This is a genomic window from Pseudomonas sp. SDO5591_S426 (assembly GCF_054070755.1).
Map to the genome: position 1 here is coordinate 1 of NZ_JBSVXD010000108.1, position 21,295 is coordinate 21,295.

A 21,295-nucleotide genomic window follows, 5' to 3' on the forward strand; every position below is an offset into this window, starting at 1 on the left:
CTTGGATCGCATTCCCCTGTAGGAGCTGCCGCAGGCTGCGATCTTTACTTATTTCATGCCCAACCTTTTGGCCATCCGCCCAAGGTTCGCCCGATCCAGCCCCAACTCCCGCGCCGCACTGGCCCAGTTGTTGTTGTGCCGTTCCAGGCATGCGCCGATCAACTGGCGCTGATAGTTCTCGGTGGCCTCACGCAAGTCGCCGGTCACTAGCGCCATGGCAGCCGTGGCCGGCTGCTCGGCGCTGACTTCAATGCTGCCGTTAGGCAGGTCCAGGTCGGCAGCGCTCAAGCTGAGAATCTTCGGCCGTTCCTTGCAGTTACCCAAGGCCTTCAATGCGCTGCGGCCGATCAGGTGTTCCAGTTCCCGCACGTTGCCCGGCCAGTCATAGGCGAGCAACGCGGCTTGGGCATCGCTGCCCAGGCGCAGGCTGTTGAGGCCCATGCGCGAGCGGTTCTGCTCCAGGAAATAACCGCTGAGCAGCAGCACGTCACGGCCACGATCACGCAGGGCCGGCACTAATAAAGGATAAACGCTAAGGCGATGATAGAAGTCGGCGCGGTAGCGGCCGCTGCGCACTTCTTCGGCCAGGTCGCGGTTGGTCGCCGCGATCAGCCGCACATCGACCTGATGCTCCTTGTCCGAACCCAGGCGCTGCAACTGACCGCTTTGCAGCACACGCAGCAGTTTGGCCTGCACCGTCAGCGACAATTCGCCCACTTCATCGAGAAACAGCGTGCCGCCATTGGCCAGTTCGAATTTGCCACGGCGGTCATTCATCGCCCCGGTGAAGGCGCCGCGTACGTGGCCGAACAATTCGCTTTCCACCAGCGTGTCGGGCAACGCGGCACAGTTGAGGCTGATGATCGGCTTGTCGGCGCGCGGCGAGGCGGCGTGAATGGCTTGGGCCACCAGTTCCTTGCCGACCCCGGTTTCCCCGGTGATCAGCACGGTCAGGTCGCTGCCGCCCACCAGACTGATTTCTTCCACCAGGCGTTTGAGCGCTTTGCTCTGGCCGATCATTTCGCGATTCTGCTGGCCGCTGGCCTGACGATAGACCTCGGCGCGCTGGTGCTCGTCTTCGACGCGGTTGTTCAGGCGTTCGATGCGCTCGACGGCGTTGACCGTGGCGGCGGCGAGACTGGCGAAGGCCTCAAGCGCATCCAGTTCGATCGGTTCAAACTGCTCCGGGTCGAGGGCGTCGAGGGTCAGCAAGCCCCATGGGCGCTCGTCGATGAGCAGCGGGCAACCCATGCAATCGTGGACTTCCAAGTGATCATCGAGACCATCGACCAGGCCGTCATAAGGATCGGGCATGTCGCTGTCGGCGGCGAAACGGGTCGGGCCGGGGCTGCTGAGCAGCGCTTCGAAGCGCGGATGTTCGCTGACCTTGAAGCGTCGGCCGAGGGTGTCGGTACTCAACCCGTCGACGGCCAGCGGCACCAGCCATTCGCCATCGAGACGCAGCAGGGCGGCGGCATCGCAGGGCAGCAGGGCGCGCATGGCTTCCAGCAGGCGTCGATAACGCTCGCCTTCGGGGAGTTCGCGGGACAGGTCGGAGACCAGTGGCAGCAGGGCGGTAAGCAAGGATTTTGCAGTCATAGTGACTCCATGTAGTCGGTGTGACTATAAGTCAGGCTGTGTCGTTATGACTATCAAGTTTTTAACTTGTTGATTTATAACGATTTAATAGTTGGCATGGAAACTGAAATGCATAAGGCAACAGTCAAGAAAAGCCCTGCTGCCCAGGAGACATTTTATGCTTAGCGTCCAAGACCGTGCCATCGTCAAATCCACTGTGCCATTGTTGGAAAGCGGTGGCGAAGCCCTGATCACCCACTTCTACCGCATGATGCTCTCCGAGTATCCGGAAGTCCGCCCGCTGTTCAACCAGGCTCACCAATCCAGTGGTGACCAACCGCGTGCCTTGGCCAACGGCGTGCTGATGTATGCGCGCCACATTGACCAGCTCGACCAGTTGGGCGACCTGGTGGCGAAGATCATCAACAAACATGTGGCCCTGCAGATTCTGCCGGAGCACTACCCGATTGTAGGCACCTGCCTGCTGCGCGCCATTGCCGAAGTGTTGGGCGAAGAAATCGCCACCCCGGAAGTGATTGCAGCGTGGGGTGCGGCTTACGGTCAACTGGCGGACATCCTGATCGGTGCCGAAACCAGCATCTACGACCAGAAAGAACAGGCTCCGGGCGGCTGGCGCGGGGCGCGTGAATTCATCATCGCGGCCAAGATCGAAGAAAGCGCGGAAATCACTTCGTTCTACTTCGAACCGGTGGACAAAGGCTTGATTCTGGCGGCAGAGCCGGGCCAGTACATCGGCATGAAACTGATCCTCGATGGCGAAGAAATCCGTCGTAACTACTCACTGTCGGCCCTAGCCAACAAAGGTCAGTACCGCATCAGCGTCAAGCGTGAGGCCGGTGGTCGCGCTTCCAATTTCCTGCACGATCAATTGCACGTAGGTTCGACCATCCAGCTGTTCCCGCCATCGGGCGAGTTCACCCTTACCGCCAGCGACAAACCGTTGGTGCTGATCAGCGGCGGCGTCGGCATCACCCCGACCCTGGCGATGCTCGAAGCGGCGTTGCAGACCGAGCGTCCGGTGCACTTTATCCACTGCGCGCGCAACGGCAGCGTCCACGCCTTCCGCGACTGGATCGACGGGCTGGCCGAGCGTCATCCGCAACTCAAGCGCTTCTACTGCTACGCCGAAGATGACGGCGTGAGCCCGGCGGCGCACAAGGTCGGGCTGTTGAGCCAGGAGCAACTGGGCGAATGGCTGCCGCAAGAGCGTGACCTGGATGCTTACTTCCTGGGGCCTAAAGGTTTCATGGCGGCCATCAAGCGTCACCTCAAGGCCTTGGGTGTGCCGGAGAAGCAAAGCCGTTACGAGTTCTTCGGGCCGGCTGCGGCGTTGGAGTAACCCCGTACTCATGATCGTTCCCACGCTCTGCGTGGGAACGCCTCCACGGACGCTCCGCGTCCGCTTTTGGGACGCAGAGCGTCCCTTGCTGCATTCCCACGCAGAGCGTGGGAACGATCAGTTAATCCCTTCTTAACCCGTCTGTCGTCTATTCCCCCGACATCCCCCAGCGCGCGCCCAGCGTGTAGACTGGCGGGCAATCGATATCTTCAAGGGAAACGCGATGAGCGAGGAAACAATGCGGTTGGGCCGTGAACGGCGCTATCTGGTGTTGCTGGGCATCATCTGCCTGGCGCTGATCGGCGGCGCGCTGTACATGCAAATCGTACTGGGCGAGGCGCCGTGCCCGCTGTGCATCCTGCAACGTTATGCCCTGTTATTGATTTCGATCTTCGCCTTTATCGGCGCGGCCATGCGCAACCGTCGCAGCATCACCGTGTTTGAAACCCTGGTGGTGATCTGCGCCCTGGCAGGCGTCGCCGTGGCCGGGCATCACGTCTACACACAGTTCTATCCAGCCGTCAGTTGCGGCATCGACGTATTGCAGCCGATTGTCGATGGCTTGCCACTGGCGAAGATCTTCCCGCTGGGCTTCCAGGTCGACGGTTTCTGCTCCACGCCGTACCCGCCGATCCTCGGTTTGTCGCTGGCGCAGTGGGCCTTGGTCGCCTTCGTGCTGGTGGTGATACTGGTGCCGCTGCTTACCCTGCGTAACCGCAAGTCGTTGCGCTGAGAGCATCTGCTACAGCGTATTGTCGGACAAAAAACGCCCCGGTCTTCGCTGAGAAGGCCAGGGCGTTTTTTTGCATATCAGAGGGCGATGGAAAACACCGTAGCAGGTGGAAACACAGGTGCGACACGTGTGCGACATGTTGTCACATCTTGAGTGTCGCAGCGGCCGCCAGGGTCGCGGATTGGTGCGCGATCATGCAATGAAATTGGTGCGTTTTGCCCACCGCCGAGAACAGCCGCCAACCGGCTGCAGCAGGCAGTTTTAACAGGCTCTGGCAATTTGCCAGAGCCCTTGTCACATGGGGGCTTGGGCGGCGTCGAGAACACCTGCCGGACCCACAATGCTGTCTGAATCGCGGGTGGTAGACCTACTATTTTTGGTGTTTTTGTTGAGAATTAATTTCGATAACATGCGCCACTTTTACGAGTTCGGCGAAGCATTGTTGCGGCTCGGGATATAAATTATTTCGGGATGAGACATGGTTTAAAAAACGCTACATAACTACAATCGCCCCCCACTGAATTCCCCGGCGCTGTTCACCCTCTCGAGGTGTTTGAACAGAATCAGGGTGTCGAGAGGCCGGGCGGCTTCATGCGACTCCCAGGTGTCGGTGCCTCCAACTATCCGCACCAAATGGAATTGGTCTGTAACAAGGCCTTTGACCACGAATTCGAATAAGAACTCACCGCTGGCCCAGGATTTGTCGAAACGCGTCTGACGCTCGACGGGCAGCCCTTATTCAATCCAAAGAAATGCCAACCCTTGGCAGGGTGAAGTGTTGGCGATCAAAACCCAACTGCATTGCGCAAGCTGCTTTAGAGGTCGTGAGATGAGTAAAAACAGGTACCCCAGACTACTAGGCTTAGTGCCGCTGCTCGGCACGTTGTTGCTGGGAGGCTGCAACATGACCTTGCTCAATCCCACCGGCCAGATTGGCCTGGAACAGCGCAACCTGATCATCACCGCAACGCTGCTGATGCTGTTGGTCGTGGTTCCGGTCATCGTCATGACCTTCCTGTTCGCCTGGAAATACCGCGCGTCCAACACCAAGGCGACCTACACGCCTAAATGGAACCACTCCACCAAGATCGAGATCGCGGTGTGGACTGTTCCGGTGTTGATCATCATTGCCCTGGGTTACATCACCTACATTTCGACCCACGAACTGGACCCGTACCGTCCGATCGAATCCGACGTGAAGCCGGTGACCATCGAAGTGGTCGCGCTGGACTGGAAGTGGCTGTTCATCTACCCGGAACAAGGCATTGCCACGGTCAACAAGATCGTGTTCCCGGCGAACACACCAATCAACTTCAAGATCACCTCCGACGCCGTGATGAACTCGTTCTTCATCCCGGGCCTGGGCGGCCAGATCTACGCGATGGCGGGCATGCAGACCAAGCTGCATTTGATCGCCGACCGCAACGCTGAAATGGAAGGCATCTCCGCCAACTACAGCGGCGCTGGTTTTACCGGTATGAAATTCAAAGCGATCTCAACTTCCCAGGAAGATTTCGACGCCTGGGTAAGTGAAGTCAAAAAGGCACCTAAACAGCTTGAACAAGCTGAATACGCAGCCCTTTCCAAGCAGAGCCAGAACAACCCAGTCGAGCTCTACTCCTCGGTGACGCCGAACCTGTTCCAGACCATCGTCGACAAGTACGAAGGCATGAAACCGGGCCCGAAGGTCAAGCACGAGAAGAAAGAGAAAGAAGTGGCCGCTACGGACATGAACTCGCATTCAGCTGCCGGGGCAGAGGAGTAAACGATGTTTGGTAAATTAAGTTGGGAAGCGGTCCCGTTCCACGAACCGATCGTAATGGTGACCATCGCCATGATCGCGCTCGGCGGTCTGGCACTGTTCGCCGGTATCACTTACTTCAAGAAGTGGACCTACCTGTGGACCGAGTGGCTGACTTCGGTCGACCACAAGAAAATCGGCGTGATGTACATCATCGTCGCCATGGTCATGCTGCTGCGCGGTTTTGCCGACGCCATCATGATGCGTACCCAGCTGGCCATGGCCACCGAGGGTTCGCCTGGCTACCTGCCACCTGAACACTATGACCAGATCTTCACCGCTCACGGTGTGATCATGATCATCTTCATGGCGATGCCATTCTTCACCGGCCTGATGAACCTTGCAGTGCCGCTGCAGATCGGCGCGCGTGACGTTGCCTTCCCGTTCCTGAACTCCTTGAGCTTCTGGCTGCTGGTTTCCGGTGTTGTGCTGATCAACCTGTCCCTGGGCGTCGGCGAATTCGCCAAGACCGGTTGGGTTGCCTATCCGCCGCTGTCGGGCCTGCAATACAGCCCTGGCGTGGGGATGGATTACTACATCTGGGCGCTACAGCTATCCGGGCTAGGTACGACGCTAACGGGGGTTAACTTCCTCGCTACCGTGCTGAAAATGCGTACCCCTGGCATGAAACTGATGGACATGCCGATCTTCACCTGGACCTGCACCTGGGCCAACGTCCTGATCGTGGCTTCGTTCCCGATCCTGACCGCTACCCTGGCACTGCTGACGCTTGACCGTTATATGGATTTCCACATTTTCACCAATGAACTTGGTGGCAATCCAATGATGTACGTCAACCTGTTCTGGGCGTGGGGCCACCCTGAGGTATACATCCTGATCCTGCCGGCATTCGGCATTTTCTCGGAAGTGATCTCGGCCTTCACCGGCAAGAAACTGTTCGGCCACAAGTCGATGATCTACGCTTCGGGCGCGATCTCGGTACTGGGCTTCATGGTTTGGCTGCACCACTTCTTCACCATGGGTTCGGGTGCCAGCGTCAACGCCTTCTTCGGTCTGGCGACGATGCTGATTTCGATCCCGACGGGTGTGAAGCTATTCAACTGGCTGTTCACCATTTACCAAGGTCGTCTGCGTTTCACCAGCCAGGTGCTGTGGACCCTGGGCTTCATGGTGACCTTCGCCATCGGCGGCATGACCGGCGTACTGCTGGCCATCCCGGGTGCTGACTTCGTTCTGCACAACAGCCTGTTCGTGATCGCACACTTCCACAACGTGATCATCGGCGGTGCGGTGTTCGGTTACATCGCTGGTTTCGCGTTCTACTTCCCGAAAGCGTTCGGCTTCAAGCTGCACGAAGGTTGGGGTAAAGCAGCGTTCTGGTTCTGGATCTCGGGCTTCTTCGTCGCGTTCATGCCGCTCTATGCACTGGGCTTCATGGGCATGACCCGTCGTCTGAACGCCACCACCAACCCTGAGTGGGTGCCGTACCTGTACGTCGCCATGTTCGGTGCGGTGATGATCGCTGTCGGTATCGCCTGCCAACTGATCCAGCTGTACGTCAGTGTGCGTGACCGCAACAAGCCAGAGAACATGTGCGAACACGGTGACCCGTGGAATGCTCACACTCTGGAATGGTCGACCTCGTCGCCACCTCCGTTCTACAACTTCGCCGTGCTGCCGAAAGCTGACTGCGTCGATCCGTTCACCGAAGCCAAGGAAAACGGCACTGCGTACAAGGCTCCGGCCAAGTACGAGCCGATCCACATGCCAAACAACACCGCTACCGGTGTGGTCATGGGTGCTCTGCTGACCGTGTTCGGTTTCGCGATGATCTGGCACATCTGGTGGCTGGCAATCGCGAGCCTGGTAGGCACTGTCGTCTACTTCGCGATCCACGCTGCACGTGACGACCAGGGCTATATGGTCCCGGTTGAAACGATCGAGCGCATCGAAGCCGAGCAGCACAAGCGTCTGGTAGCGGCAGGGAAAATCCCGGCCACCGCCACCCGTGTTGAAACCTCGTTGGAACAGGCTTAAACCATGTCGAACTTAGTGACCAATGCTGGACACACCCATGTCGATGGACATGGGCATGATGACCATCACCACGACTCGGGCGAGATGACCGTATACGGTTTCTGGCTCTACCTGATGACCGACTGCATTTTGTTTGCGTCGATCTTCGCGGTGTACGCGGTACTGGTTAACAACGTAGCCGGTGGCCCGTCGGGCCACGACATCTTCGAACTGCCATACGTGCTGGGCGAAACCGCTCTGCTGTTGTTCAGTTCGATCACCTACGGCTTCGCCATGCTGGCGTTCTACCGTGGCAACAAGAAGCAGGTCCTGGGCTGGTTGGCCATGACCTTCCTGTTCGGCGCCGGCTTCATCGGCATGGAGATCAACGAATTCCACGTTCTGATCTCCGAGGGCTACGGCCCTAGCCGTTCCGGCTTCCTGTCCGGCTTCTTCACCCTGGTCGGTACCCACGGTCTGCACGTGACCAGCGGTCTGATCTGGATGGCGATCATGATGTATCAGGTCAACAAGCATGGCCTGACGTCGACCAACAAGACCCGTCTGAGCTGCCTGAGCCTGTTCTGGCACTTCCTCGACGTTGTCTGGATCTGCGTATTCACCGTTGTTTACCTGATGGGGACTATGTAAATGGCTAACCCAGCTCATTCCCACCACGGCCACGATGACGCCGGTCACGGCAGCTACAAGTCGTACGCCATCGGTTTCATCCTGTCGGTGATCCTGACCGTCATTCCATTCGGTCTGGTGATGTACCCGTCGCTGCCGAAGTCGATCACCCTGTTGATCGTCCTCGTGTTCGCGATCGTCCAGGTGCTGGTGCACCTGGTGTACTTCCTGCACCTGGACCGTTCGGCCGCGCAGCGTAACAACGTGATTGCGTTTGTCTTCGCCGCGATCGTAATCGTCCTGCTGGTTGGCCTGTCGCTGTGGATCATGTTCAGCATCCACACGTACATGATGGCGAAGTGAGGTAGACCCGATGTCGCTCAAGCACTTTATCCAAATCACCAAACCGGGGATCATTTTCGGTAACGTGCTTTCTGTGGCAGGCGGGTTCTTCCTGGCCTCGAAAGGGCATGTCGATCTGGCCGTGTTTCTGGCCGCCATGATCGGCACGTCCCTGGTCGTCGCCTCCGGTTGCGTGTTCAACAACTGCATCGACCGCGACATCGACATCAAGATGGAACGCACCAAGAACCGGGTGCTGGTACAGGGCTTGATCTCCCTGAAACTGGCCCTGATCTATGCGACCGTCCTGGGTGTTCTCGGCGTTGCGTTGTTGTACAAGGTGGCCAACCCGTTGGCCGCTTTGTTCGCGGTAATCGGCTTCGTGATCTACGTCGGCTTCTACAGCCTGTACCTCAAGCGCAAGTCGGTTCACGGCACGCTGGTGGGCAGTCTGTCGGGCGCCATGCCGCCAGTGATTGGTTATGTCGCAGTCAGCAACACCTTCGACATGGCTGCACTGACCCTGCTGGTGATGTTCAGCCTGTGGCAGATGCCGCATTCCTACGCCATCGCGATCTTCCGCTTCAACGATTACCTGGCCGCATCGATTCCGGTGCTGCCAGTGAAGCGCGGGATTCAAGTGGCCAAGAAGCACATCCTGATCTACATCCTGGCCTTCCTCTTGGCGACCTTGATGCTGACCTTCAGCGGCTACGCCGGCATGAGCTACCTCGCTGTCGCCGCGGCCATGGGCATGTACTGGTTGTACATGGCCTGGACCGGCTACAAGGCAGTGGATGACACGGTCTGGGCACGCAAGCTGTTCGTGTTCTCGATCTTCACCATTACCGCGTTGAGCGTGATGATGTCCCTGGACTTCAAAGTGCCGGCCGAGTTGCTGCTGACGTACGCGCCTTAAGGTTTAGACGCTGTAACGAAAAGCCCCGCCTTCGAGAGAAGAGCGGGGCTTTTTGTTGGGGGCTAATCGCAAGAGTGGTTCGTCAGGAAATTGATTTGTAGATTGCGTGACTATAAGCAATTTGCCTATAGTTGGCCCATGCGAACCGTATTCTTTGAAACCACTACCTTCACTGCCGCCGTTGGAAATTATCTGACGGACGATGAGTATCGTGCGCTGCAATCGCACATGCAGTTGAACCCGCAAGCGGGGGATGTCATGCCTCGAACCGGTGGCTTTCGAAAGCTTCGATGGGCGGATGGACGCCGAGGTAAAGGCAGACGAGGTGGCTTGCGAGTTATCTATTATTGACTTACGAATGATGGTCAGTTCTGGATGTTTGCAATTTATGACAAAGATGAGCTTGAGAATTTGACCGCCGACCAAGAAAAGGCGCTCAAGAAAGCGATAGAAACAGAGCTAAAAAAACGAGGTACCCGATGAAAAAACGCGACCTGTTTGCAGAATTGATGCAGGGCGTTGATGAGATGGCGGCTCAACGCGAAGGCAAAATTACGCTGCGCAATACGTCCATCGAGGACATTCCGGCTCCTGAAGTGGGGGCGCAAGAAATCGTTGCGCTACGGGAAAAGTTGCACATGTCTCAAGCGGTTTTTGCCAAACGTATTCGAACCAGCCCCAGCACCTTGAGAAACTGGGAGCAGGAAAAGTCGAAACCCAACGCTCAGGCTGCCTTGTTGATCAGGCTGGTGGAGAAATTCCCGGATATGGTGGATCGACTGGCAGTGGTTTGATTGAGTCAGCGAACACGTGAGAGGCCCCGCATTCGAAAGAATCGCGAGGCTTTTTCATTTACGTGGGCTTGTTACACGGAGCATCGAGCACCTTCACCACGTCGTCGATGATTTATGGACACCGCAATCCCGCTGTGGGAGCGAGCCGGCTCCGGGCTGCGTTCCGACGATTGTGGTGTGTCAGGCGACATTGATGCTGGATGTGAAGGCCCCATCGCGAGCAGGCTCACTCCTACAAGGGATAGGCGGTGGTCGGTTATTTGTGCGGCTTGTCCAGCAACCGGAAAAACCGCTCGCGCACCTGCACATGATCACTGTGCGCCACGTTGAACCGCAGAAACTGATTGGCATCCGGCGCTTTGCTGAGCATGGTTCCCGGCGCCAGCACCAGTTCGATTTCCAGTCCCTTTCTGGCCAGGCATTCGGCTTTGTATCCCTCTGGCAATCGCGTCCAGATGTACAACCCTTCCCCCGGCAGCGACGACACCGAACACCCGGCTTCGCCCAGCCACGACGCCACCCGGCTGTTCGACTCGTAGAGGCGATCCACCGTGCGCCGCATGTGTTTGGTGTAGCTGCCGTCGCTGAGCATGGTGCAGATGATCTGCTCGGCCATTTCCGAGGTCATGCCGCCGCAGGCCATTTTCAGGGTCACCATCCGCGCCGCCAGTTGCGGTGACAGCACCGCGAAGCTGACGCGGCTGTTGGCGGTCAGGGTCTTGGAGAACCCGGAGACGTAAGAGACATTGTCCAGTCCGCTCGCGGCCAGGCGTGGCGTTCGGCGTTGCTGCATGTCGCAGTACAAGTCGTCTTCGAGGATGTGGAAGTTGTAGCGATGGCTCAACTCCACCAAACGGTACACCTGCGCCGAGGTGAACGAGTGCCCGGTCGGGTTGTGCAGGGCATTGTTGGTCATGTAGAGCACGGGACGATGGGCGATCAGCAATTGCTCGAACGCATCCAGGTCCATGCCGTCACATTCGCGGCGGATGGTGATGACCTTGACCCCGTGCCACGCCAGATTGGTGTGCATCGTGAAGTAGCAAGGGTCGTCGAGCAGCACCGTGTCGCCGGGTTTGACCAGTAGGCGCATCAGCATGTCTATGGCTTGAACAGTGTTGGCGGTGGTGATGATCTGTTCCACCGGCGCTTCGATGCCCAAAGTCGACATCTTGACCCGCAAGGCCTGGCGCAATGGCAGGTAACCGCTGGCGTTGCCGTACTCGCCCATGCGCAGGGTGGTCGCGCGAAGCGTTCCGCGCACGGCTTTGAGCAATTCTTCGGCCGGCAACCAGGAGGAAGGCAGGAAACCGGCCCCCGGACGCAGCGCGCCATTGTCCAGCAGCACTGCGCGGCGCACCACGCTGAGGGTGTCTTGCGGGAGCAGGTCCGGGCCGGCATCGGGCTGGATCGTGGCGCTGGAGCGGTGCACGTAATGCCCCGAACCCTGGCGTGACACCACCAGGCCCTTGGCCCGCAAGCGGTCGAGGGCATCGACCACAGTGGATTTGCCCACGTTCATCAAGTCGGAGAGTTCGCGAATCGGCGGCAGCCTGGAGCCGTGGGGCAGGCCGCCCTGACTGATTGCTACGGTCAATTGATCGACGATCTGCTGCACCAGCGGTACACCCGGCTGGAACTCGATGGCGGCGATCACTGCGCGCTGAACCTGCATTTTACTGGTCTCTCCGGCAGTAAAGTTCGTTGGATTCTATACGAACTTGCTCTGATCAAGACAAGCATCTCTTTCTACTATCGCTTTGGAGTGTTTTCGGATTGTCGACCGTTTTGTCGGTCGTTCAGTCGCCAAGGTGTATGAGGTGTTGCAATGAGTTTAGAAACAACCGCCGTCGTGGCGAAACCGGTGATCAACCTGCGGTTGTTCACCATTCGGATCATCACGGCCGTGGCGCTGTTCGCGGTGCTGGGCAAGGCCAACGTCTGGCTCGACACCGCCACCAACAGCATTCTGGCCCTGGGTTATCGGGCATTGTTGCTGCTGTTGCCGTTGACGTTGCTGGTCCTCGGTCGCCGTTCCCTCAGCGTCACGTTGCTGTGCGCTGCCGCCGGTCTGGTGCTGCTGGCCGTCACCAGCAACCAGGGCGTTGTCATGTTTGCCGCGGCGTTGTTTGCCTACGGCATTGCGATTGCCGGTTACCTGATCAAGAGCGAAGCGGCGCAGACCAAGGAAGGCGCGGCCTATAACCGTGTGGCGATGAACATGGGCAGTCTGGTGGCCGGTTTGATCCTGCTGTCGCCGTTGCTGACGCCGAGCATGTTTTTCCTCGGTGCCGCCAGTTTCGTCCTGTTGTGCCTGCCCATCGCCATGGGCGCAACCTTCACCACCGAAGCCGCCGTGGCCCGCCCGGTCAGCCAGGAAGGCAGCGGCTGGCGCAACAAACTGCCGTGGGTGATCGCCGGGATCATCATGGGCATCAAGCTGTTTGGTGTGTTCTCGATCCTGCCGCAAGCGATCCTGCTGGAGACCGGCGAATTGCCCGTCTGGTACGGTCTGATGCTGATCCTCAACAGCGCCGTGGTGGTGTTCGCGCAAGTGCCGGTCATGAAACTGATCGAGAGCACCGGGCGCTTCAAGGTCCTGACGGTGATCGGGATCATCGTCGGCGGTTTTGCCGTGCTGTCTTCGCCGGCCGCTTTCCACGTCGAAACCCTGGTCGGCGCGCTGATCTGGGTGGCGCTCCTGTCCATCGCCGAGTGCGCGTTCAGCCACCTCGATTACTTCTCGGTCAAGCAGAACAACATGTTCGTCAAGGAAGTGTCCTTGGGCGTCGGTGCCGGGTTGACCGTGTTGATCATGCGGGTCATGCCACCTCCCTACAACGCGTTGTTGCTGGCCGCCATCGGCGCTGCGGGGATCCTGGTCTGGTACTGGCTCAACCGCAAATCCATTGCGTCGTTGCATGACTGACTTATCGCCGTTTCGGTTTTCACTTTGCAAGTCGGGGACATTATGAATACGACTTCATGCGTAGTAGTGGTGGGGTACAACGGCAGTCGGGTCCACGATATCCCGAAGTTGCGTGAACTGTGCAAGTCGCTCTACAACGCCCGGTTGATCCTGCTGGTCGAGCAGATCCAGCCTTTTGACGAACAGGTTGCCGATCACGTTTGCAGCACATCGTTGGCGGAGAAAGACGTCGCGGCTTCGCTGGAACTGGTGGTCGGTTGCCTGAATGCCGACCGCTGGAAGCTGATCGGCGTGCTGCCGTTTTCTGATCGCGGCGTGTTGCTCGGTGCGGCGCTGGCCAGCCATTTCGGCTTGCCCGGCATTACGCCGGCCGAGGCGCGGGCGGGTTTGGACAAGCAGATTTTCCGCCAGCTCGAAGCGGCGGCCAGCACATCACCCGATGATTATCGCCCGGTGCTTTCCGTACGGATCGAAAGCCTGCCGGAACTGCGCCAACGAGTCATCGAGCTCGGCGGCAAGGCGTTCATCAAGCCTGCCTGTGAAGGCGCCAGCCGTGGCTGCCGCGTCATCCGTCACCCGACCGAATGCGACGAGGCGTGGCAAGCCCTCAAGCCCTATCGCGAGGGCGGCATCGTGCTCGAAGAGTTGATCCAGAACGCCCGGGAATACAGCTGGGATTATGTTGCCGGAAGCACCTGGATCACTGAAAAAACTACCACCGAAGGTGCTTACCGCGCCGAGATCCAGCAAGTGGTGCCCGCGCCGTTGGCGGCAGACGCACAGGCTCGATTGATGGCGGCCGGCCGGCACATGGCGGGTCTGGTCGCGCAGGACAACGGTGCCTGGCACAACGAAGTTTTCCACAGGGCCAATCATCGCACCTCGGCCGTGGAAACCAACATGCGCCCCGGTGGCATGCATATCTGGGACCTGGCGCGTCAGGCGTTCGTCGATTTCAACCCGTGGGAGCGTTGGGTCCGTTGGGCCGTGGAAGGCCAGGTCGATAGCCATGACCCGGTGCCTCGCGGCTACTGCGGCATTCGCCTGCTGCGGGCTAGCGCCGGTGGCCTCTTGCGCGATGTGCCGGACATCCAGGCCCTGGCCCGGTCGCTGGGCATCGAACTGGTGGAGGCGGTGCTGAGCAAGCGTATCGGTGATTCGGTCACTGCCTTGGTGAAAGACAATTTCTCGTTCATCGGCCACATCGTGTTGTTCAACGAGGACTACGAGCGGCTCAGCCACGACCTGTTGCGGCTGGCCGAAGCGGTCGAATCGCGCGTCGGCATCACCAGCCTGGCTCCGTCCGTAAGGGCCGTGGGTTGAACCGTGGTTTTAGCAGTAGCGATCGATGTTTTTTGCAGTATTGATCAAGAGGGGTTGGTAAATGATTTCGCACATGACCTGTGATGAACGCTTCATCGCGCTGGCACAGGAGTTCGGTTATGACATCTACGGCGAGAACACTGCTGGCGGGCATTACGCGCCGCTGATTCGTCACCACGATGAACTGTATATCAGCGGTCTGGTGCCGCGCATGGACGGCAAGATCCACTATCCGGGCCGGGTGGGGCGCGACCTCAACATGGCGGATGCGCAAGCGGCCGCCAGCATCAGTGCGATGCGCGGGTTGGCGCTGATCGTTGATGCCATCGGTTCGCTGGACAAGATCAAGTCGCTGATCCGGGTGACGGTGTATGTGAGATGCACCGAGGATTTTGTCGACCTCAGCGAAGTCGCCAACGGTGCGTCGGATGTGTTCAGTCACGTGCTGGGCGATGCCGGAAAACATACACGGACTACCGTGGGTGTTTACCAGTTGCCAAAAAATGCGGCGATCGAAGTTGATATGATCGTGGCGCTGCGCCCTTCAGCGTTATAAGTAGCGTTGTTCGACTTTACACTGTTGAAGGGTTCGCCTAAGGTCTGGTAACTCAAGTCGGCAGAACAAGTTGGAATCAGCAGATGAATAACGTTCAGGGTGCGTTTTTTTCATATAAAGACTTTCGCCAGAGTTTAGATCGGCAGCCAATCAAACCACGGGTGTGGAAGGCTGCTGAACTTACCGATATGCGTCAGACCCTTGAGGCCAGCGACATCGATATTGTTGCGCTGGCCCACGATAACAACCTCGAAGGTTGCCAATTGACGCCCGGAATGGCGGTGTCCATGCAGTGGCTAGTGCCGGGTTCAACACTCACCGGCCATGCCCATGCCTGGTGGCATCTGTTCATCATCCAATCGGGCAGCGGCGCGTTGACACTGGGCGATGCCGATGAGGTGAGCGTCAGCCCCGGCGACGTCTTGCTGGTGCCAGCCTGGACCCGGCACGGCTTCGCCAACACCAGCGCAACCGAGCCGCTGGCGATGCTCAACCTCAGCAACATGCCGCAGATGGCACTGCTGTCCAACCATGTCGACAACGTTGGCTTGATCCCCCGTCAACGGTAATTTCCCCTCTGCTGCACACCAGGGAGTCCGCGTTCGCTGACTCCCTTTTTCGTTTCTGTCGTGCCCCAAAAAAACTTCCTGATGATTGGCAGGTTCGGATTTCTGTATCGATAGAAACAGATAATTTCTGTATCTGTTCAGAGGGTAATCAACTTAATACGATCGCTTCAAATGCAACGGATTAATGTGCTTAGTGCAAGGGAGCGTTCTATGGAAAGTGCGAAGTTGAAACTGTATCTCGGCGCAGATTATGTCAGTGCTTTTGCGATGTCGGCTTTTGTGGCGCTCAAGGAGAAGCAACTTTCGTTTGAGCTTGTAACAGTGGATCTGAAAGGCCGCGAAAACTATCAGGCGAATTATCGCGATCTTTCATTGACCTGCAAAATACCGGTATTAGTTCACGAAGGTTTTGCGCTGTCGGAATCTTCAGCCATTGCCGAATACCTGGAAGAACTCGCTCCAGGCTCGAAAAGAATTTACCCGCAAGACATCAAACAGCGCGCTCGCGCTCGTCAACTTCAGGCCTGGTTGCGCAGCGATCTGCTGGTGGTGCGCAAGGAGCGCCCGTTTGACCTGGTGTACTTCGGCAAGAAGGACACGCCGCTGTCCGACGACGCCCGGGCCGCTGTCGATCGACTGATCTTCGTGGCCGACCGCTTGCTGGAAGATGGCGCCAAGCACCTGTTCGGTGACTGGAGCATCGCCGACACCGACCTGGCAATCATGCTCAACCGACTCGTTGCCAATGGTGACGCGGTGCCTGCGCGACTCGCGGCGTACGTCCGCCGTCAATGGGATCGCGACAGCGTTCGGGCATGGATGGACATAGAGCGCAAAGCGCCGGCCATCGCGTAAACGACCATCAGGAGCGCGGCCATGCAAGGACTGTCGGAGCACGAACGCTACAAACCCTATAACGCACGCACCATTCGCGACACACCGTACTGGGACAAGTTGACCCCGGCATTGCAGGAAGCCATGACCGTCGTGGCCCGGGTCATGCCGTTTCGCACCAACGAATACGTACTGGGGACGCTGATCGACTGGAACAACATCCCGGACGATCCGATTTTCCGCATGACCTTTCCCCACAAGGACATGTTGCTGGCGGATGAATACGCATCGCTCAAACAACTGATCGACCAGGATGACGCCGCTGCGATCAAACGGCGGATCGAGGCGATCTGGCTGCGCATGAACCCGCATCCGGCCGGACAACTGACGCACAACGGCGCGACCCTCGACGGAAAAATCCTCGCGGGTATTCAGCACAAGTACCGCGAGACCGTGCTGTTTTTCCCCGGTGCCGGTCAGACCTGTCATGCGTACTGCACGTTCTGTTTCCGCTGGGCGCAGTTCATCGGTGAGGAAGAACTCAAGTTCAACGCCCGTGAGTCCCAGGAGCTGGTGAGTTATCTGCAAGTGCACACCGAAGTCACCGACGTGCTGATCACTGGCGGCGATCCGATGATCATGAACACCCGTTCGCTGGCCGGTTATATCGAACCGCTGCTGGCGTTGCCGCACATCAAGAGCATCCGCATCGGCACCAAATCCGTGGCGTACTGGCCGCAGCGATTTGTCAGCGACAAGGATGCGCCCGAGTTGCTCGAACTGTTCCGGCGGATCGTCGCGGCGGGGAAAAATCTCTCGATCATGGGGCACTACAACCACCCGGTGGAGATCCGCCAGGACATCGCCCGCCAGGCTGTCGAACGTATTCGCTCCACGGGTGCAACGTTGCGCATGCAAGCACCGGTGATTCGCCACATCAACGAAAAGCCCGCCGATTGGGCGGATCTCTGGACCGAGGGCGTGCGGCTCGGTGCGGTGCCTTATTACATGTTCGTCGAGCGTGACACCGGCCCCAGCCACTACTTCGCGATGCCGCTGGCCCGGGCGTTCGAAATCTTTCAGGCGGCTTACCGCACGGTGTCCGGGTTGGCGCGCACGGTGCGTGGTCCGTCCATGAGCACCTTCTACGGCAAGGTGTTAATCAACGGCATCGAGACCGTCGCCGGGGAAAAAGTCTTCGTGCTGCAGTTCCTCCAGGCCCGCGATCCGCAATGGGTGTTGCGCACCTTTTATGCCCGCTTCGACCCGCAGGCGACCTGGTTCGATCAGTTGCGCCCGGCCTTCGGCGAGCGAGCGTTTTTCTTTCAGACCGAGCCCGAGCTTTTGCTGGCAACAGCGCCGGAATTAATACCGGTCCTGCTGCAAACGGCGTAGGACAAATCTTGATTAGTGGGGAGATAAGGACATGAGTGGTATCCCGTTTGATCAGCGCGAGGGATTGATCTGGCTCGACGGCGAGTTCGTCGAGTGGTCCCAGGCGCGCCTGCATGTGTTGACCCACGGCTTGCATTACGCAAGTACGGTGTACGAAGGGGAACGCGTGTACAACGGCAAGATCTTCAAGCTGCGCGAACACACCGAGCGCCTGTATCGCTCGGCGCAATTGATGGATTTTGCCATCCCGTTTGAACCCGCTGAACTGGAGGCCGCCAGTCACCAATTGCTGCAGCGCAATAACGTTGCCGACGGTTACTTGCGGCCGGTGGCCTGGCGCGGAAGCGAGATGATTTCCACCTCGGCACGCTTCAACCGCGTGCATGTGGCGATCGCCTGTTGGCAGTGGCCGAGCTACTTCGACCCGGCGGCGCGCATGGACGGCATTCGCCTGAAGACGGCGACGTGGCGCCGTCCGCCGCCGAGCAGCAGCCCCTTCGAAGCCAAGGCCTCAGGGCATTACCAGATCGCCACGCTGAGCAAGCACGACGCGGAAAACAACGGTTACCACGACGCCTTGATGCTCGACTGGCGCGGCCGCATCGCCGAAGCCACCAGTGCCAATGTGTTCTTCGTCAAAGGCAGGACGCTGCACACGCCGACGCCGGATTGTTTTCTCGATGGCATCACGCGCCAGACCGTGATCGAGCTGGCCAAAGCGCTCGACTATCAAGTGGTCGAACGTATGATTTTGCCCACGGAGCTTGGCGACTTCGACGAGTGTTTTCTCACAGGCACCGCCGCCGAAATCACCCCGGTGCAGAGCATCGACGAGCAGCACTACCAACCGGGCGATGCCTGCCGCGATTTGATTGCCGCTTACACCTCAACCGTCAACGCCTGATAAACCGCCGAGAATCTCACCATGTCAGATCAAGGGATTGTTGCGTCCAAACCTTATGTTTCGCTGGGCCATCGCCATGAAGAATTGTCGCGTCGTGGCTGGACGGTGCTTACGCCGGGGGAATTTGCCCACGATGTTGTAGGCACACTGCACGAGTTCGGTCCGGTCATTCCGCAGTTCAACGGGCAGGTAGCGTTTGCCATTACCCGCAAGCCGGGCTACGAAGCCCTGCCGTATTCCCAGAGCATGAACGGCATCGGCCCGCACACCGAAGCGCCGGTGTACGGCCCACCGCCGCGCTACCTGGCCTTGCACTGCCATAAACAGGCCACGTGCGGTGGCGGGCACACGGGATTGGTGGACGGTTACGCGTTTTTGAAGTCGCTTGAGCACACCGAACCGGAACTGCGGGAATGGCTCGATGACACGCCCGTGGAGTTCGTCGCCACCGCCAAACCGGGTGAACCGGCGCAAACCCGGGTCAGGGAATACATCCTGACGCCTACAGCTGAAGGAGACATTTTCCGCTTCAGCTACAACCAGTTTCACTACGGCGATGTGAATCCGTCGGAGGAAGCTTTGCAGCAGTCGCAAGTCGCCAACAACACGTCTCCACTGGCCAGGTTTGCCGTGCTGGGTGAAGCGTATTTCGTCGAGCACAACGTTCCGGTGCTGATTCCCGACGGGTGCATGCTGATTTGGGACAACTGGCGGATGATTCACGCCCGCAGCCGATACACTGACCCGGCGCGCAACCTGACCCGCTACTGGCTGGCCTGATTTTTCCGTCGCCCTTCATTCTTTTGGCGTACCCCTCGCAGGTACGCGTCTTACAGGTATTGCGTCATGCAAACAGCAATCGAGATCGCCCAGGTCGATCATCAACTGATCGTGCGGCTCAATCAGGCCTGGACCAAGCGCGCCACGGTGTGTTCGCCGGACAAGGCCCAGGTCAACGAAGTGTTTGACCCAACCCGCCCGGATTACCCAGAGTGCATGGTGCCGTTTTTTCATCATCCGAAATTCCAGGCCTTGAGCGATGAGCTCAAAAGCAGCGTGGTGACCTGGGGCTGGATCGGCTACAACCTGCGCACGGTGACCGCCGAGGAGCATGTGGTGAACCCGGCGCTGAGCGTTATCGCCAACCAGTACCTGGGCAAGGACGACTGGCATTTTCGCGAGGCCATGCAGCAAACCCTGATCGACGAGCACTACCACACGCTCATGCACCTGCGGGCCATCGAGCGAACCAAACTCGATCGCGCACTGGATCGGGATCTGGACTTGCCGCCATCAGTCACTTACCTGCGCCTGAAGGCGTTGCGTGAAGAACTGCCCGAACAATGGCAGCGCGATCTGGCGGCGATCACCTTTGCGGTGGTGGCCGAGATCAGCGTCAATGCCTATCTCGACCTGCTGGCGGATGACCAGACCATTCAGCCGCAAAACCGCCGCGTGGCCGAGCTGCACAATCGCGACGAGTATGCGCACAGCAAGGTGCTGGCCGAGGTGGCCAAGGTCATGTACGCCAACATGCAGCCGGCCCAGCGGGAATTTTTCGCACGCAATTTGTCGGTAGCGCTGAGTGCTTTTATCGCCCAGGACTATTCGATGTGGGAGGCGATTCTGACGCAACTCGGGGTCGCGGATGCGGCGTCGATCATTGCCGACACCCGCGAGAGCAACAAGAACGCGACGATCATGCGTGACTACAGTGGCCTGCACAAACTGGCGCACGACCTGGGCATCAGCGAACAGATCGACTTCGATTTTCGTCCAACCCTCAAAGCCAGCGCAGCAGCCTGAACCCGGAGGTGTCCATGTCCGTTCCCGTGTACGAAGTGTTCGCCATCCGTGTCGGCGCCAATGCCCAGCGCACCGCCAGGGAGAATTTTCTCTACGACGCCTGCTGCGGTGACCCGAATGCGCCAATGCCGCTGGATTATTACTTCTGGGTCATTCGCAATGAGCAACAGGTGATCGTGGTCGATACCTGTTTTCAACCGGCCACGGCGGATCGGCGCAACCGCCAGATGTATCGCCTGCCGGAAGAATCCCTACTGCAACTGGACATTGATCCGGCGCAGGTCGAGCACCTGATCCTCACGCATTTGCACTGGGACCATGCCGGCAATCTCGGGTTGTTTCCCAAGGCGACCGTGCATTTGCAGGAAGCGGAATTGCGTTTCTGCACCGGGCCGAAAATGGCCCATCGCACGGTGAATAAAACCTACGAGGTCGAGGACGTGATGTCGGCGTTGCCACCGCTGTTCGAAGGGAGGATGCGTTTGCACAACGGCACGGTTGAAGTGATGCCCGGCGTGACGTTGCACGCGGTGGGCGGCCACACGCCGGGCAGTCAGGTGGTGCGGGTAAATACCGAGCGGGGCTGGATTGTATTGGCCTCGGATGCGGCGCATTTGTGGGTCAACATCCGCGAGCGCAGCCCGTTTCCGATCATCGACGACCTGGCGCAAAGCCTTGAAGCGTTCAGCGAAATCGACCGTTTGGCCGATAGCGAAGACCATGTCATTCCGGGCCACGATCCGTTGATCGCCGAGCGTTTCCCGCACTGGAATGATGACCCGCATATCATTTGCCTGCACCGAGATCCCCTTTAACCCAAAACCCCTGTAGGAGCTGCCGCAGGC

Annotated in this window: 20 protein-coding genes and 1 pseudogene; 19 read left to right on the forward strand and 2 right to left on the reverse strand. The window is 58.7% G+C overall.

The window, feature by feature from the left end; genetic code table 11:
- Window positions 1–48: 48 nt before the first annotated feature.
- On the reverse strand, window positions 49–1,599 hold the full coding sequence (norR, locus tag ACW9JC_RS19620; protein WP_416127792.1) for a nitric oxide reductase transcriptional regulator NorR: 1,551 nt from the start codon (window positions 1,597–1,599) through the stop codon (window positions 49–51).
- Window positions 1,600–1,756: 157 nt separating this feature from the next.
- On the opposite strand from norR, the gene hmpA reads away from it, so the two are divergent.
- From hmpA to ACW9JC_RS19665, 9 genes and pseudogenes are all read left to right on the forward strand, one after another.
- Complete coding sequence (gene hmpA / locus ACW9JC_RS19625) at window positions 1,757–2,938, forward strand: NO-inducible flavohemoprotein (protein ID WP_416127791.1); 1,182 nt, start codon at window positions 1,757–1,759, stop codon at window positions 2,936–2,938.
- 223 nt (window positions 2,939–3,161) lie between these two features.
- Window positions 3,162–3,671, forward strand: coding sequence for a disulfide bond formation protein B (locus ACW9JC_RS19630; RefSeq protein ID WP_457456961.1), 510 nt, complete (start codon window positions 3,162–3,164; stop codon window positions 3,669–3,671).
- An 829-nt stretch (window positions 3,672–4,500) separates the two neighbouring features.
- Window positions 4,501–5,436 carry a ubiquinol oxidase subunit II gene (gene cyoA / locus ACW9JC_RS19635; protein WP_338584825.1) on the forward strand — a complete coding sequence of 312 codons (936 nt, stop codon included), beginning with the start codon at window positions 4,501–4,503 and terminating at the stop codon, window positions 5,434–5,436.
- A gap of 3 nt (window positions 5,437–5,439) precedes the next feature.
- Window positions 5,440–7,470: a cytochrome o ubiquinol oxidase subunit I gene (gene cyoB, locus ACW9JC_RS19640; protein WP_150718087.1), complete on the forward strand. Its 2,031-nt coding sequence runs from the start codon at window positions 5,440–5,442 to the stop codon at window positions 7,468–7,470.
- Between the two features lie 3 nt (window positions 7,471–7,473).
- Window positions 7,474–8,100, forward strand: coding sequence for a cytochrome o ubiquinol oxidase subunit III (locus ACW9JC_RS19645; protein WP_338584828.1), 627 nt, complete (start codon window positions 7,474–7,476; stop codon window positions 8,098–8,100).
- Entirely contained in the window at window positions 8,101–8,442 is a 342-nt protein-coding gene (cyoD, locus tag ACW9JC_RS19650) for a cytochrome o ubiquinol oxidase subunit IV (protein WP_338584829.1), read from the forward strand. It begins immediately after the preceding gene.
- 10 nt (window positions 8,443–8,452) lie between these two features.
- Window positions 8,453–9,340: a heme o synthase gene (cyoE, locus tag ACW9JC_RS19655; RefSeq protein ID WP_457456965.1), complete on the forward strand. Its 888-nt coding sequence runs from the start codon at window positions 8,453–8,455 to the stop codon at window positions 9,338–9,340.
- A 138-nt stretch (window positions 9,341–9,478) separates the two neighbouring features.
- Window positions 9,479–9,823 (forward strand): annotated as a pseudogene (locus ACW9JC_RS19660) (toxin).
- A complete protein-coding gene (locus tag ACW9JC_RS19665) occupies window positions 9,820–10,134 on the forward strand; it encodes a helix-turn-helix domain-containing protein (protein ID WP_075946541.1) in 315 nt (104 codons plus the stop codon). The pseudogene ACW9JC_RS19660 and the gene ACW9JC_RS19665 overlap by 4 nt, the downstream one beginning before the upstream one ends.
- A gap of 256 nt (window positions 10,135–10,390) precedes the next feature.
- Here ACW9JC_RS19665 and ACW9JC_RS19670 read toward each other — a convergent pair whose 3' ends face one another.
- Window positions 10,391–11,809 carry an aminotransferase-like domain-containing protein gene (locus tag ACW9JC_RS19670; protein WP_457456968.1) on the reverse strand — a complete coding sequence of 473 codons (1,419 nt, stop codon included), beginning with the start codon at window positions 11,807–11,809 and terminating at the stop codon, window positions 10,391–10,393.
- 153 nt (window positions 11,810–11,962) lie between these two features.
- On the opposite strand from ACW9JC_RS19670, the gene ACW9JC_RS19675 reads away from it, so the two are divergent.
- From ACW9JC_RS19675 to ACW9JC_RS19720, 10 genes are all read left to right on the forward strand, one after another.
- Window positions 11,963–13,063 (forward strand): hypothetical protein, encoded by a 1,101-nt coding sequence (locus tag ACW9JC_RS19675; protein ID WP_457456970.1) that lies wholly within the window; start codon window positions 11,963–11,965, stop codon window positions 13,061–13,063.
- Window positions 13,064–13,105: 42 nt separating this feature from the next.
- Complete coding sequence (locus tag ACW9JC_RS19680) at window positions 13,106–14,386, forward strand: ATP-grasp domain-containing protein (RefSeq protein ID WP_457456972.1); 1,281 nt, start codon at window positions 13,106–13,108, stop codon at window positions 14,384–14,386.
- A 61-nt stretch (window positions 14,387–14,447) separates the two neighbouring features.
- Window positions 14,448–14,942 carry a RidA family protein gene (locus ACW9JC_RS19685; protein ID WP_338584837.1) on the forward strand — a complete coding sequence of 165 codons (495 nt, stop codon included), beginning with the start codon at window positions 14,448–14,450 and terminating at the stop codon, window positions 14,940–14,942.
- Between the two features lie 83 nt (window positions 14,943–15,025).
- Complete coding sequence (locus ACW9JC_RS19690; protein WP_457456974.1) at window positions 15,026–15,511, forward strand: cupin domain-containing protein; 486 nt, start codon at window positions 15,026–15,028, stop codon at window positions 15,509–15,511.
- Between the two features lie 210 nt (window positions 15,512–15,721).
- The gene (yfcF, locus tag ACW9JC_RS19695; protein WP_457456976.1) at window positions 15,722–16,366 is read left to right on the forward strand and encodes a glutathione transferase; all 645 of its coding nucleotides are present in this window, start codon (window positions 15,722–15,724) and stop codon (window positions 16,364–16,366) included.
- A 21-nt stretch (window positions 16,367–16,387) separates the two neighbouring features.
- Complete coding sequence (locus tag ACW9JC_RS19700) at window positions 16,388–17,740, forward strand: KamA family radical SAM protein (protein WP_457456978.1); 1,353 nt, start codon at window positions 16,388–16,390, stop codon at window positions 17,738–17,740.
- Window positions 17,741–17,771: 31 nt separating this feature from the next.
- Window positions 17,772–18,644: a branched-chain amino acid aminotransferase gene (locus ACW9JC_RS19705; protein ID WP_457456980.1), complete on the forward strand. Its 873-nt coding sequence runs from the start codon at window positions 17,772–17,774 to the stop codon at window positions 18,642–18,644.
- 21 nt (window positions 18,645–18,665) lie between these two features.
- Window positions 18,666–19,424: a TauD/TfdA family dioxygenase gene (locus ACW9JC_RS19710; protein ID WP_416127782.1), complete on the forward strand. Its 759-nt coding sequence runs from the start codon at window positions 18,666–18,668 to the stop codon at window positions 19,422–19,424.
- Between the two features lie 66 nt (window positions 19,425–19,490).
- The gene (locus ACW9JC_RS19715; protein ID WP_457456982.1) at window positions 19,491–20,450 is read left to right on the forward strand and encodes a diiron oxygenase; all 960 of its coding nucleotides are present in this window, start codon (window positions 19,491–19,493) and stop codon (window positions 20,448–20,450) included.
- A gap of 14 nt (window positions 20,451–20,464) precedes the next feature.
- Window positions 20,465–21,265 (forward strand): N-acyl homoserine lactonase family protein, encoded by an 801-nt coding sequence (locus tag ACW9JC_RS19720; protein ID WP_457456984.1) that lies wholly within the window; start codon window positions 20,465–20,467, stop codon window positions 21,263–21,265.
- The last annotated feature ends 30 nt before the right edge of the window (window positions 21,266–21,295 follow it).

What these genes read in the sequence shown, in the direction of transcription:
- ACW9JC_RS19680 (WP_457456972.1), top strand. Translation starts at nt 13,106, where the DNA reads ATGAATACGACTTCATGCGTAGTAGTGGTGGGGTACAACGGCAGTCGG.
- ACW9JC_RS19675 (WP_457456970.1), top strand. Translation starts at nt 11,963, where the DNA reads ATGAGTTTAGAAACAACCGCCGTCGTGGCGAAACCGGTGATCAACCTG.
- ACW9JC_RS19670 (WP_457456968.1), bottom strand. Translation starts at nt 11,809, where the DNA reads ATGCAGGTTCAGCGCGCAGTGATCGCCGCCATCGAGTTCCAGCCGGGT.
- norR (WP_416127792.1), bottom strand. Translation starts at nt 1,599, where the DNA reads ATGACTGCAAAATCCTTGCTTACCGCCCTGCTGCCACTGGTCTCCGAC.
- yfcF (WP_457456976.1), top strand. Translation starts at nt 15,722, where the DNA reads ATGGAAAGTGCGAAGTTGAAACTGTATCTCGGCGCAGATTATGTCAGT.
- cyoA (WP_338584825.1), top strand. Translation starts at nt 4,501, where the DNA reads ATGAGTAAAAACAGGTACCCCAGACTACTAGGCTTAGTGCCGCTGCTC.
- ACW9JC_RS19720 (WP_457456984.1), top strand. Translation starts at nt 20,465, where the DNA reads ATGTCCGTTCCCGTGTACGAAGTGTTCGCCATCCGTGTCGGCGCCAAT.
- ACW9JC_RS19690 (WP_457456974.1), top strand. Translation starts at nt 15,026, where the DNA reads ATGAATAACGTTCAGGGTGCGTTTTTTTCATATAAAGACTTTCGCCAG.
- ACW9JC_RS19700 (WP_457456978.1), top strand. Translation starts at nt 16,388, where the DNA reads ATGCAAGGACTGTCGGAGCACGAACGCTACAAACCCTATAACGCACGC.
- cyoD (WP_338584829.1), top strand. Translation starts at nt 8,101, where the DNA reads ATGGCTAACCCAGCTCATTCCCACCACGGCCACGATGACGCCGGTCAC.
- cyoB (WP_150718087.1), top strand. Translation starts at nt 5,440, where the DNA reads ATGTTTGGTAAATTAAGTTGGGAAGCGGTCCCGTTCCACGAACCGATC.
- cyoE (WP_457456965.1), top strand. Translation starts at nt 8,453, where the DNA reads ATGTCGCTCAAGCACTTTATCCAAATCACCAAACCGGGGATCATTTTC.
- ACW9JC_RS19630 (WP_457456961.1), top strand. Translation starts at nt 3,162, where the DNA reads ATGAGCGAGGAAACAATGCGGTTGGGCCGTGAACGGCGCTATCTGGTG.
- ACW9JC_RS19705 (WP_457456980.1), top strand. Translation starts at nt 17,772, where the DNA reads ATGAGTGGTATCCCGTTTGATCAGCGCGAGGGATTGATCTGGCTCGAC.
- ACW9JC_RS19665 (WP_075946541.1), top strand. Translation starts at nt 9,820, where the DNA reads ATGAAAAAACGCGACCTGTTTGCAGAATTGATGCAGGGCGTTGATGAG.
- ACW9JC_RS19685 (WP_338584837.1), top strand. Translation starts at nt 14,448, where the DNA reads ATGATTTCGCACATGACCTGTGATGAACGCTTCATCGCGCTGGCACAG.
- ACW9JC_RS19715 (WP_457456982.1), top strand. Translation starts at nt 19,491, where the DNA reads ATGCAAACAGCAATCGAGATCGCCCAGGTCGATCATCAACTGATCGTG.
- ACW9JC_RS19645 (WP_338584828.1), top strand. Translation starts at nt 7,474, where the DNA reads ATGTCGAACTTAGTGACCAATGCTGGACACACCCATGTCGATGGACAT.
- ACW9JC_RS19710 (WP_416127782.1), top strand. Translation starts at nt 18,666, where the DNA reads ATGTCAGATCAAGGGATTGTTGCGTCCAAACCTTATGTTTCGCTGGGC.
- hmpA (WP_416127791.1), top strand. Translation starts at nt 1,757, where the DNA reads ATGCTTAGCGTCCAAGACCGTGCCATCGTCAAATCCACTGTGCCATTG.